Origin of the sequence: Streptomyces naganishii JCM 4654, from assembly GCF_014650575.1 — a bacterium.
Taxonomy (GTDB): Bacteria; Actinomycetota; Actinomycetes; order Streptomycetales; family Streptomycetaceae; genus Streptomyces; species Streptomyces naganishii.
Genome location: NZ_BMVF01000001.1, coordinates 501,954 through 513,506, shown reverse-complemented (window position 1 = coordinate 513,506; position 11,553 = coordinate 501,954). Strand labels below are relative to the sequence as shown.

12 protein-coding genes are annotated in these 11,553 nt (G+C 71.9%); 8 read left to right on the top strand and 4 right to left on the bottom strand.

Going from position 1 to position 11,553, the window contains the following annotated elements; all coding sequences use genetic code 11:
- Positions 1 to 14: 14 nt before the first annotated feature.
- Complete coding sequence (locus IE217_RS02300) at positions 15 to 1,253, top strand: TerD family protein (protein WP_190175962.1); 1,239 nt, start codon at positions 15 to 17, stop codon at positions 1,251 to 1,253.
- A 101-nt stretch (positions 1,254 to 1,354) separates the two neighbouring features.
- Here the strand turns inward: IE217_RS02300 and IE217_RS02295 are convergent, their stop codons facing one another.
- A complete protein-coding gene (locus IE217_RS02295) occupies positions 1,355 to 2,812 on the bottom strand; it encodes an alkaline phosphatase PhoX (RefSeq protein ID WP_190175961.1) in 1,458 nt (485 codons plus the stop codon).
- Positions 2,813 to 3,042: 230 nt separating this feature from the next.
- Positions 3,043 to 4,497, bottom strand: coding sequence for a hypothetical protein (locus tag IE217_RS02290; protein ID WP_190175960.1), 1,455 nt, complete (start codon positions 4,495 to 4,497; stop codon positions 3,043 to 3,045).
- A 299-nt stretch (positions 4,498 to 4,796) separates the two neighbouring features.
- Between IE217_RS02290 and IE217_RS02285 the strand changes: the two genes are divergently transcribed.
- Positions 4,797 to 6,632 (top strand): DUF8508 domain-containing protein, encoded by a 1,836-nt coding sequence (locus tag IE217_RS02285; RefSeq protein WP_190175959.1) that lies wholly within the window; start codon positions 4,797 to 4,799, stop codon positions 6,630 to 6,632.
- A 57-nt stretch (positions 6,633 to 6,689) separates the two neighbouring features.
- Here IE217_RS02285 and IE217_RS02280 read toward each other — a convergent pair whose 3' ends face one another.
- Together IE217_RS02280 and IE217_RS02275 are read right to left on the bottom strand one after the other, a co-directional pair.
- Positions 6,690 to 7,430, bottom strand: coding sequence for an SRPBCC family protein (locus IE217_RS02280; protein ID WP_190175958.1), 741 nt, complete (start codon positions 7,428 to 7,430; stop codon positions 6,690 to 6,692).
- Positions 7,431 to 7,444: 14 nt separating this feature from the next.
- Positions 7,445 to 8,062, bottom strand: coding sequence for an ArsR/SmtB family transcription factor (locus tag IE217_RS02275; protein ID WP_190175957.1), 618 nt, complete (start codon positions 8,060 to 8,062; stop codon positions 7,445 to 7,447).
- 345 nt (positions 8,063 to 8,407) lie between these two features.
- Between IE217_RS02275 and IE217_RS02270 the strand changes: the two genes are divergently transcribed.
- The 6 genes from IE217_RS02270 (at position 8,408) to IE217_RS02245 (ending at position 11,255) form a co-directional block, all read left to right on the top strand.
- Positions 8,408 to 8,716 carry a Tn3 family transposase gene (locus IE217_RS02270; RefSeq protein ID WP_190175956.1) on the top strand — a complete coding sequence of 103 codons (309 nt, stop codon included), beginning with the start codon at positions 8,408 to 8,410 and terminating at the stop codon, positions 8,714 to 8,716.
- 16 nt (positions 8,717 to 8,732) lie between these two features.
- Positions 8,733 to 9,164: an Rrf2 family transcriptional regulator gene (locus IE217_RS02265; RefSeq protein ID WP_190175955.1), complete on the top strand. Its 432-nt coding sequence runs from the start codon at positions 8,733 to 8,735 to the stop codon at positions 9,162 to 9,164.
- Positions 9,165 to 9,257: 93 nt separating this feature from the next.
- Entirely contained in the window at positions 9,258 to 10,010 is a 753-nt protein-coding gene (locus IE217_RS02260) for an SDR family NAD(P)-dependent oxidoreductase (RefSeq protein WP_190175954.1), read from the top strand.
- A gap of 107 nt (positions 10,011 to 10,117) precedes the next feature.
- Positions 10,118 to 10,513 (top strand): alcohol dehydrogenase catalytic domain-containing protein, encoded by a 396-nt coding sequence (locus IE217_RS02255; RefSeq protein ID WP_190175953.1) that lies wholly within the window; start codon positions 10,118 to 10,120, stop codon positions 10,511 to 10,513.
- A 62-nt stretch (positions 10,514 to 10,575) separates the two neighbouring features.
- The gene (locus IE217_RS02250; protein ID WP_190175952.1) at positions 10,576 to 10,791 is read left to right on the top strand and encodes an NAD(P)-binding domain-containing protein; all 216 of its coding nucleotides are present in this window, start codon (positions 10,576 to 10,578) and stop codon (positions 10,789 to 10,791) included.
- A gap of 47 nt (positions 10,792 to 10,838) precedes the next feature.
- Positions 10,839 to 11,255: a nuclear transport factor 2 family protein gene (locus IE217_RS02245; RefSeq protein ID WP_190175951.1), complete on the top strand. Its 417-nt coding sequence runs from the start codon at positions 10,839 to 10,841 to the stop codon at positions 11,253 to 11,255.
- Positions 11,256 to 11,553 lie beyond the last annotated feature (298 nt).

Below are 11,553 nucleotides of genomic sequence, written 5' to 3'. Positions count from 1 at the left end.
CCCACATGACAGCTATGACCCCTGGCTCGAACATCCCTCTGTCCGCCGCGCGCGTCACGGTGGACGTGGCCGCCCCGGTGCGGCTGGACGTCTCGGGCCTGCTGCTCACGGGCGACGGCAAGGTGCGCTCGGACGACGACTTCATCTTCTACAACCAGCCCTCGGGCCCGGGCGTCACCTACCGCCCGGGCGGCGGTACGGCGCCGGACGCGATCACCGTGGACACGGCCGCCGTACCGCCGGGCATCGAGAAGATCGTCGTCACGGCGAGCCCGGACGCCGCCGGCCAGACGTTCCAGGGCATCGAGCCCACGGCCACCCTGCGCGACGCGGACGGCGGCGCGGTGCTGGCCACCTTCACCCCGCCCCGGCTCGGCGCGGAGACGGCGCTGGTGATCGTGGAGATCTACCGGCGCAACGGCCAGTGGAAGGCGCGCGCCGTCGGCCAGGGGTACGCCAACGGGCTCGCCGGCATCGCCACCGACTTCGGCGTCTCGGTCGAGGAGCCGGCCCCGGCCGTGGCGCCCCAGCCCGTGACCCCGCCGGCCCCGCCGCACCCGGGCGCCCCGCCGCAGCCCATGGCTCCGCCGCCCGCCATGCAGCCCCAGGTGACGCCGCCCGTTCCGCCCGCCCCGCCCGCTCCCCCGGCCCCGTCGGCGCCCGCCCCGGGCACCGGCAAGATCAACCTGGACAAGGGCCGCGTCAGCCTGCAGAAGAACCAGACGGTCTCCCTGGTCAAGGGCGGCCGCCCGCTGCTGTCCCAGGTGCGGATGGGCCTCGGCTGGGAGCCGGCGTTCCGCGGCGCCGACATCGACCTGGACGCCTCCGTGATCGCCTACGGCCCGCAGCGCAACCACCTCGACAGCTGCTACTTCGGCAAGCTGTCGATCCTGAACGGCGCGGTCAAGCACTCCGGCGACAACCTCACCGGCGAGGGCGCGGGCGACGACGAGGTGATCGTGGTCGACCTCGGCCGGCTGCCCCAGGAGGTCACCGGCCTGGTCTTCACGGTGAACTCCTTCTCCGGGCAGAAGTTCACCGAGGTCGCCAAGGCGTACTGCCGGCTGGTGGACGCGGCCACCGACGAGGAGCTGGTCCGCTTCGACCTCACCCACGCCGAGGCGCAGACGGGCGTGATGATGGCCAAGTTGATCCGGCAGTTCTCCGGCGAGTGGGAGATGACGGCCATCGGCGACTTCGTCAAGGCCCGCACGGTCCGCAACATGGTGAAGCCGGCCGCCCAGGCCCTGTAGCCGACGGGCGGCACGGCGGTACGTGCTCGGGGGCGCCCTCGCCGGTGCGGCGACGGGACGGCGGGGGCGCCCCCGGCCTCAGCGGCCTTCCGGGGTCCGGGTCACCGCCGCTGGCGCTTCCAGGGGCCGGTGATGGCGAGCATGATGCCCGGCTCCTGGATGTTGGCGAACAGCGTGCGGCCGTCGGGCGAGAAGGTGACGCCGGTGAACTCGCTGTACTCCGGCTCCTCCTCGGTGCCGATGTTCAGCTCGTTGCGGGCGATCGGGTAGGTGCGGCCGCTGTCGGTGGCGCCGAACAGGTGCTGGACACCCTCGCCGTCCTCGGCGATGACGAGACCGCCGTAGGGCGAGACGGTGATGTTGTCCGGGCCGTCGAAGGCGCCGTCCGCGGCCGGGTCCGGGTTCACCCCGAGCAGCACCTTGAGGGTGAGGGTGCGGCGCATGGGGTCGTAGAACCAGACCTGGCCGTCGTGCTGGAGCGGGCTCTCGGCGCGGGCGAAGGAGGAGACGATGTAGGCGCCGCCGTCGCCCCACCACATGCCCTCGAGCTTGCGGGCACGGGTGACCTGGCCGGTGGTGAACTGCTTGCGCACGGAGGTGGTGCGCGCGTCGCGGTCGGGCACGTCGACCCAGTCGACGCCGTAGACCGTGCCGGTCCGGGTGGCGCGGGAGAGGTCGTCGACGAACCGGCCGCCGGAGTCGAAGCACTTGAAGGCCTGGAGCACGCCCGCGTCGTCGGCGAGGGTGCGCAGCCTGCCGCGCCCGTGGTGGAAGCCGGCCGGCGGGGTCCAGCGGTAGAGCAGCCCGTTGGGGTTCGAGGCGTCCTCGGTGAGGTACGCGTGGCCGCGCCGGGGGTCGATGACGACCGCCTCGTGGGCGTAGCGGCCGAGGGCCTTGACCGGCCGGGGGTCCCGGTTGGCGCGGCGGTCCTCCGGGTCGACCTCGAAGACGTACCCGTGGTCCTTGGTCATGCCGTTCTGGCCGGCCTTGTCCTCGGTCTCCTCGCAGGTGAGCCAAGTGCCCCAAGGGGTGCTGCCGCCCGCGCAGTTGGTGGAGGTGCCGGCGATGCCGACCCACTCGGCGACGTGGTCGCGGCGCACCTCGACGACCGTGCAGCCACCGGAGGCGGCGGGGTCGTAGACGAGGCCCTCGGTGAGCGGGACGGGGTACTTCCAGCCGGCGCGGGGGCCCTTCAGCTCGTGGTTGTTCACGAGGAGGGTGGCGCCGCGCGGGCCCTCGAAGGCGGCCGTGCCGTCGTGGTTGGACGGGGTGAACTCGCCCGACTCCAGCCGGGTCCGGCCGCTGTGGGTGATGATCCGGTACGAGAAGCCGGCCGGCAGGGCGAGCAGACCCTCCGGGTCGGGCAACAGCGGGCCGTAGCCGACCCCGTGACGGGCGTCCGCCGCGTTCCCCGCCGCGCCGGGCGCGGTCTCGACGTCCGTGTCCGTGGACGCGAGGGCGTTCGGCGCGGTGGCGAGCGCGCCGACGCTGCCGGCCAGGGCCACTCCGGCGCCGGTGAGCGCGGACTGTCTGGCGAAGTCCCTGCGGGTGAGCGACATGGTGTCTCCTGAGACGGTGGGCTGCCGTGGAGGGTGGCGGACCTCGATCGCCGAAACCGTCCCGCCCGCGCCTGAACGCGGATTGAACGCGGGACGACTTCACCGGGTTCTCTTCCATGAATCCGTATGCGCGGCCCCATGAACCGGGAAAGTCACCCGCTCGCCCGCCACCGCCCCCGGACCCCCGCGGACCCTGCCGGTCCTCTCAACAGCCCCGGCTCGAGCCGGCCTCAGCCCCGATTCGAGCGGGCCTTGAAAGCCGCCTTGCGGGCCTCCTTGGCGGTCCTGCGGTCCGGGTGGAGGCGGCCCATCGCCTCGAGCACGTCCGCCGTCTGCGGGTGGTCCACCCGCCAGGCCGCGGCGAAGAAGCCGCCGTGCTGGTCGGCGAGGCCCTCGACCAGGTCGTACAGCTCCTCGGAGTCGCCCTCGGCGGCGAGTTGGGCGGCCACCGTGTCGATGGTCAGCCAGAAGACCATGTCCTGGGAGGGCGCGGGCACATCGGTGTGGCCCCGCTCGGTGAGCCAGACCCGGGCCAGCCCGCCGAGTTCGGGGTCGTCGAGCACCTCGCGCAGGGCCGGTTCGGCCTCGCCGCCGACCAGGGACAGCGCCTGCTGGCAGCGCAGCCGCCGCAGCGGCGCCCCGGCGTCGGTGCCGCGCGCGGCGGACAGCAACTCCCGTGCCGCGGCGAGCGGTTCGCGCCGCGCGAGCCACTGCTCGGTCTCGGCGTGCGAGGCGGCGGGCGGGAACGCGGCCGTGCCGTCGAGCAGCGCGTCCGCCCCCTTGTCGGCGAGCTCGCCGACCGCGGGCGCCTCGAACCCCGCCTCCAGCAGCCGCGCCCGCAGCCCGAACAGGCCGAGCGGCGTGAGCCGCACCATGCCGTAGCGGCTGACGTCCACGTCGTCCACCGGCGCGGCGGGCCCGTCCGCCTCCTCGGCGTCGGCGAGCAGCTCCTCGTCCACGGGCCGGTACTCGACCAGCCCCACCGGCTCCAGCAGGCGGAACTGGTCGTCCAGCCGCATCATCGCGTCGGAGACCTGCTCCAGTATGTCGTTGGTGGGCTCCCCCATGTCGCTGGGCACGATCACCGAGGCGGCGAGCGCGGGCAGCGGCACGGGTCCCGCACCCGCGACGGCGCCGGCGCCGGCGCCCGGCCCCTCCCCTCCCGCCGTCAGCAGGTAGAGGTTGGCCAGTACGCCGTCGAGGAACTCCGCCTCGGCGCCCGGGTCCCAGTCCAGCGCCGAGAAGTCGACCGGGCCGCCCTCCTCCATCGCGTCGACGAGACCGTCGAGGTCCGGCACGCTCGCGTCGGCCAGCACCGACTCCAGCACGTTCAGCCACACGGACAGCACGTCGTGCGGCGAGCCGCCGGTGAGCACGGCCAGCTCCGGCCCGGCGGCGACGGTGCCCGCGTCCTCGTCGGCGATCTCGACGAGCCCGGCGTCGAGGGCCGCGCGCCAGGCCTCGCTCGCGCAGGCCGCCGCGTCGTCCCCGCTCAGCCCGAGCACCTCGGCGGCGGCGGGCAGTTGCTCCTCCACCAGCACGCCCCCGGCGTCGACGCGGGTGCCGGGCCCGGCCCAGCGGGCGAGCCGCGCGGCACGCGAGAGCAGCGGGGTGGCGAGGGCGTCCCGGGCCAGTTCCGGTTCGGAAGCGAGCCGCACCGGGGGCAGCGGGGACCTGTCTGACATCGGCTGGTTCTCCTAGGGCCTGTTGTTCGCCGGGTTCGCCCGGCCCGGGGCTGAAGGGCCTGACGGCTCAACCGCTCAGCCTAGACGGATTTCCACCGATGCCGCCCGGTTCATCTCTCCGCCGGCTCCCGTACATGGCCGAAACCTTGACAACTGACCTGGCCCCGCAGGAGATTGACGCGCGTAGAAGTTCGGGGGGACAGCTGTTCACTGTTTTCCGGGTGCTCTACGCGCGTTGTCATGTCTTCATCCGCTCCACCCTCGTCCCGGCGCTCACGTACGTCCCCGGAGGGATTCCGTTGCCGAGCAAGTCTTCCGCGCGTCTCGCCGCGCTGACCGTCGCCGCCGTCTGTTCCGCGGCGGCGGTCGTCCAGACGATCGTCCTCCCCACGCCCGCGCACGCGGACTCCGTGCGCATCCACGACATCCAGGGCACGACCCGGATATCCCCGTACGCCGGCCAGAAGGTCGCGGACGTGGCCGGAATCGTCACCGGCGTGCGCACCTACGGCTCGTCCAAGGGCTTCTGGATGCAGGACCCGAACCCGGACGCCGACCCGGCCACGAGTGAGGGCGTCTTCGTCTTCACCAGCTCCGCCCCGAAGGTCGCGGTGGGCGACTCGGTCACGGTCACCGGCACCGTCTCGGAGTACGTCCCCGGCGGCGCCTCCTCCGGCAACCAGTCGGTCACGGAGATCACCAAGCCGGCGGTCACCGTGCTCTCCAGCGGCAACGCGGTCCCGGCGCCGGTCGTCCTCGACGCCCAGTCGGTCCCGGCCGCGTACGCCCCCGCCGGGGACGCCGCCGCGAACGGCTCGGTCAACGGGCTGACCCTCCAGCCGTCGAAGTACGCCCTGGACTACTACGAGTCCCTGGAGGGCATGAACGTCCAGGTCGCCGACGCCCGCGTGGTCACCGCCACCGACCCCTACAGCGAGCTGTGGGTCACGGTGAAGCCGCACGAGCACGCCGGCCGGCGCGGCGGCACGGTGTACGGCTCCTACGACTCCCAGAACACCGGCCGCATCCAGATCCAGTCGCTCGGCCCCACCGCCGGCTTCCCGGTGGCGAACGTCGGCGACACCCTCGCCGGCGCCACCAGCGGCCCGCTGGACTACAACCAGTACGGCGGGTACACCCTGGTCGCGGACCACATGGGCACGCTCCAGAGCGCGGGTCTGCAGCGGGAGACCACCCGCAAGCAGTCGCACGGCGAGCTCGCGGTGGCCACGTACAACGTCGAGAACCTCGACCCGTCCGACTCGACGTTCGACGCGCACGCCTCCGCGATCGTGAACAACCTCCAGTCGCCCGACATCGTGTCCCTGGAGGAGATCCAGGACGACAACGGCGCCACGGACGACGGCACGGTCGACGCGAGCGTGACGGTGAACAAGCTCATCGACGCGATCGTCGCGGCCGGCGGCCCGAGGTACGAGTGGCGCTCGATCGACCCGGTCAACGACCAGGACGGCGGCGAGCCCGGCGGCAACATCCGCCAGGGGTTCCTGTTCAACCCCGCTCGGGTGTCCTTCACCGACCGGCCCGGCGGCGACTCGACCAGCGCGGTCGGCGTCACCAGGGAGCACGGCAGGGCGGCCCTCACCTTCTCCCCCGGACGGATCGACCCCACGAGCGCCGCCTGGAAGTCCAGCCGCAAGCCGCTGGCCGGTGAGTTCGTCTTCCGCGGGCGGACGGTCTTCGTGATCGCCAACCACTTCGCCTCCAAGGGCGGCGACCAGGGGCTGACCTCGCAGTACCAGCCCCCGACGCGCGGCTCGGAGGTGCAGCGCCACCTCCAGGCCGCCGAGGTGAACTCCTTCGTCAAGGACATCCTGAAGGTCCAGAAGAACGCGGACGTCATCGCGCTCGGCGACATGAACGACTTCGAGTTCTCCGGCACCGCGAAGATCCTGGAGGGCGACGGCGAACTCTGGTCGGCGGTCAAGTCCCTGCCGAAGAGCGAGCGCTACACCTACGACTACCAGGGCAACCAGCAGGTCCTGGACCAGATCCTCATCAGCCCCTCGATCCGCCGGGCCTGCGACTTCGACTACGACAGCGTCCACATCAACTCGGAGTTCCACGACCAGATCAGCGACCACGACCCGCAGGTCCTGCGCTTCCACCCGTAGCCGAGGACACACCCGGCCCGGCCGCGGGAGCACCCCCGGGCCGGGCCGGCCGCTGTTTCAGGAGCGGGAGCCGGTGGAGAAGGCCGAGGTCAGCCAGGCCTGCCAGGCGGCCCCGGTGGCCTCGGCGTCCGCGTCCTGGGCGAAGTCGTGGACGCTGAGGCCGATCGGGGCGGACCAGTGGTTGCGGCCGAAGAAGCGGATCAGGGCCTCGTCGGTGCGCAGGCCGATGAAGTACTCGTCGCGGTAGTCGAGCACCGCCTCGAAGGGCCGCGGCCCCCGGACGCTCACCCGCGCTCCCACGGCGTCGCCGTCGGTCAGCCCGAGGGCCCGGCCCACGGCGGCGAAGGCGTCGGGGGCGGTGGAGGCCTCCGGGCCGTTCAGGGTCGAGAACGCGACCGGGCGCGGCGCGAAGTGGGTCAGGTACTCACGCAGGGTGTGCAGGTAGAAGTCGGTGTGCCGGTTCGCGCCGTCGTACTGGTTGTCCCAGTCGTCGGTGAAGATGCCGCTGTGCACGTACCGCACCCAGGCCCGGCGTCCCCCGTCGCGCGGCTCGATGGTGTGGTCGAGCTGGTTGAGCGGCTGGGCCGGCATGCCGGTGTCCTCGCTGCGGTTGGTGTAGCGGTGCGGCGGGTCCCAGGCGGTGACGGTGGACCCGAACGGCCCCCGGCCGCCCGCCTTGGGCTCGGGCGGCTCCATCGGCCACAGGTACCCGCCGGTCCCGGCGGTGACCGCCTCCCACACCTCCTCGGGCGTGGCGTCGACCTCGAACTCGCGGACGATCTCGAATTCCTTGGACATGGCGGGGCTCCTGCTCAGCTCTGGTCGGTTTCGGGGGCGGCCGGGCTCTCCTCCCGGACCGTGGGGTGCAGGGCGAGGACGACCCGGTGGTCGCGTCCGCCCTCGGCGCCGGGCGCGTCGTACTTGCGGATCAGCGCGCCGACACCGGCCGTCAGCTCCTGGACGAACGCGGCCCGGTCGGCGGCGGAGGCGAAGCGCACCTCGCCGTCCAGCGCGTACGTTGCCAGCCGCTTGCGGGCCCTGGCCGCGCCGGTGATCAGCGTGCCGACGTCCCGCACCAGGCGCGCGCCGAGCGCGAGCAGCCAGCGCGCGGACAACTGGTCGCGGAAGCGGTCCGGGTCCGGCTGCACCGCGGCGAGCGCCAGCGGCGAAATGACGTACGACGCCGCCGTCGCCCGCATCAGCCGCTCGTTCACGTTGCCCTTGCGGCGCTCGCCGGCGAGCTCGACCAGGCCGACCCGCTCCAGCGCCTTGAGGTGGTAGTTCACCTTCTGCCGGGGCAGGCCCACCTTCCCGGCCAGCATGGCGGCCGACGCCGGGCCGCCGCCCAGCTCGGCGAGCAGCCGGACCCGGACGGGGTCCAGGCAGACGGCGGCGGCTTCGGGATCCTCGATCACGGTGACGTCCAGCACGCGCCCAGCGTCCCACCGAAAACTTTTTTTGTCCAGACGCATTGAGTATTCGGCAGGCGGCCGCCGGAACCAACACGGAGCCGCCCCCACCTCGGCGATGGAACGGCCATGACCCAGATACGCCAGAAACCCGCCACGGGATGATCTTGGGGGCCTGGGGGGGCACACCCGTCACCCGTTCAGCTCAGCGTCGTTGGTGGTGACGTTGGATGTCGTCCGGGGCGCGGTGGGCTGTGACCTCGATCGAGAGGACCGCGTATCCGCGGTTCAAGCGGCTGATCACCGCGCACGAGCTGCACTTGTTCTTCTCGCCGAGCCGTGACGAGGTCGAGTGGGCCGCCGCTCGTGCTGGCTGTGACGAGCACCTGCCGGCCCAGCCGCCTCCGGCACCTGATGCGGGTGGCCGTCTCCGTGCGCGAGGGCGCCATCTCCTCCACGCTGCCGCTGCGGCGCCTGCGGGCGGGCTCACGCAAGAACGCGACATACACGGCCTTCCGCGAGGTCGGCCGCGTCATCCGCACCGTCCAGCTCCCGGCTGACGGAGAAGAACTCGGCGATGGTGTGCTCGCGGGTGGCGTGCTCCTTGACGAGGTCGGCCCGGCCAGCCCCGCAGGACTTGCCGCATGCAGTTGTAACAACTATCGTTACGACTAGAACTGAGGAGTCCGACGTGAGTGCCAACAGCAGACTGACCATTGCGGCGCACGCCCTGACATGGATCGGGCTGTATCAGCGGCGTGGCCACGAGGTCGCCACCTCCGAGCAGATCGCGACGAGCGTCAACACCAACCCGGTGGTGATCCGCCGCCTGCTGGCCAAGCTGAGCAAGGCCGGCCTGGCCGATTCACGGCGGGGGGCGGGGGCGGGCTGGATGCTCGCGCGGGACCTGGCGGCGATCACTCTGCTCGACGTCTACCAGGCGATCGAACCGGGACCGGTCTTCGCCTTGCATCGCGCGACACCGGACCCCGAGTGCATTGTGGGTCACGGCATCGGGCCGGCGATGGCCGCCGTGTACGACGACGTGGAGGCCGCCCTGCGCAGGGAGCTGGCCAAGACTACGCTGGAGGACGTGCTGCGGGACGTCTTGAAAGCCGCCTGAACTCGAACCGTCGACTTCCCTTGATCGAGGGGGGTCGTATTCCACGGCCGCCGATGTAACCAAAATAGTTACACTAAGGAATTGGAGAATCTCATGGGACAACTGGAAGACAAGACCGCCCTCGTCACCGGCGCCTCCAGCGGCATCGGCCTGGCGATCGCCCGCCGTTTCGCCGCCGAGGGCGCCACCGTCTACCTGACCGGGCGCCGCAAAACCGAGCTCGACGCCGCCGTCGCACAGGTCGGAGCCCTGGGCATCGCCATCCAGGCCGATGCCTCCGATCTCGGCGACCTCGACCGGGTCTTCGCCGAGATCACGAACCGCAGCGGCCGCCTGGACATTGTGGTGGCCAACGCCGGCGTCGGGGAATACAGCCCGCTCGGCACGATCACCGAGGAAGAGTACGACCGCACTGCCTCGATCAATTTCAAGGGCACGGTCTTCACTGTCCAGAAGGCGCTGCCGCTGCTGACGGCCGGCGCCTCGGTGACGCTGATCTCTTCCAACTCGGCTCTGCTGGCCACCCCGGGCCTGGGCGTCTACGCCGCCACCAAGGCCGCGGTCCGCAGCCTCGCACGCACCTGGGCCGCTGAGCTGGCCGGCCGCGGAATCCGCGTCAACGCCCTCACCCCCGGCCCCGTCGAGACACCGGGCCTGGCCGAGCTCGTCGCCGCTTTTCCGCGCGACGACCGGCCCACCGCGGCCGAGCCCGCCCCGCCGACCCCGCTCGGCCGCTTCGGCCGTCCCGACGAGATCGCCGCTGCCGCCCTCTACCTGGCCAGCGACCAAAGCAGTTTCACCACCGGCGCGGAACTGCTCGTCGACGGCGGCGTCACACAGCTCTAGGCGGCGAATCGGCGAGGCGGGACGCATTCGACGCTCCCGGGCGTCCGAGCCGCGTACTTGCGACCGTCTCACCCAGGCAATGGCTTCGACACAACAAGGAGTGCGTCATGAAGAGCGTGGTCCACTACCGGGCGGGCGATGCGGCAGCCGTCGCACACATCGAGGACCGGCCGGAGGCGCCGGCCCCTCGGGCCGACGAAATCCAAGTGCGTGTCGGCATCTCCCCCGTCCACCGCGGCGATCTGGTCGCGACGGAGACCGGCCTGCCGGACGGATCCGCGGGGCGCAGGCTGGGCACCGAGGCGGCGGGCGTGGTGACTGCGGTGGGTCCATCGGTGCCGGCGCTCCGTGTCGGCGATCGGGTAGCGGTCCTCCAGATCGCCGCGCAGCATCCACACCTTCTCGCCGTTCATGCCGCCTACCCGCTCGCCGAGCTGCCGAGCGCCATCTCGGCGGCGCGGACCAGTGGCACTGGCACCGTATTGCCGACGTCTCGCCGCTGACCGGCAGCGAGTGGGTCGCCCAGCAACTGCCCGGCGTCACGCTGATCAAGGCCTTCAACGCCATGTTCGCCACCTATATGGCTCCCGAACCCCGGCACCAGGACGGCAACCAGGTCGTCTTCCTCGCCGGTGACGACGAGAGCGCCAAGGCCCCCTTCACACGGCTGCTGACCGAATTCGGGTTCGCGCCGGTCGACCTTGGCGCACTGCGCGAAGGCGGGGCGCTCATGCAGCTCGGCGGGCCGCTGAGCGGCAAGCACTTCCTGTTCCAGGGCTGAGGCCCGACCGACACCCTCAAGAGACGAAGAGACAAAGGACAAGGACGATGACAACAGACACTCAGACCTCGCGGACCGTGGCCGAGAAGTTCCTGGAGCGCCTCGGCCAGCAGGACCCCGACGGCATCCAGGAACTGTTCTCCGAGGAGATCGACTGGCACGTCCCCGGCAGTGACGCACTGCCCTGGACCGGGCGCCGCACCCGCCAGGAGGAGGTCGCGCCGTACTTCACCACCATGTGGCAGCACTTCGCGCACGGCCAGAGCAAGGTCGTGCTGGAGCGCTTCATCGTCGACGGTGGTGACGTGGTGCTGCTGGCGGCCTTCACACACACCGCCGCACCCACCGGCAAGGAGTTCACCACACCGGTGGCCCTGCACCTGGCGATCGAGGACGGCCGAATCGTTCGCATGCACCTGTACGAGGACACGCTGGCCGTCGCCGAGGCGTTCGACGCCGCCTGAGCGGAGGGCACTCAGGGACCCCGCGGCCCGGGGCGGCCCGGCCGGGCATGTACGCATAGGGTCAGCCGAGACACGGCCGAAGCCGAAACGGAGAGCAGAACTCGCCCCCGGCCAATCGCTGCCGGTCAGCACGTCGGGGCGGTCGGCCTTCGGCGATGACTGCCGGCCAGGTCCCCCAGCGTCGCCAGGCCATCGGCCGGTGTCGCCATGTCGACCAGCGTGCCGCCCGCCGGGCCTGCCGCGCTGGGGACGTGACCGGCGCCCACGAACTTTCGCCCCCCACCCTGTTCCGCCGGTC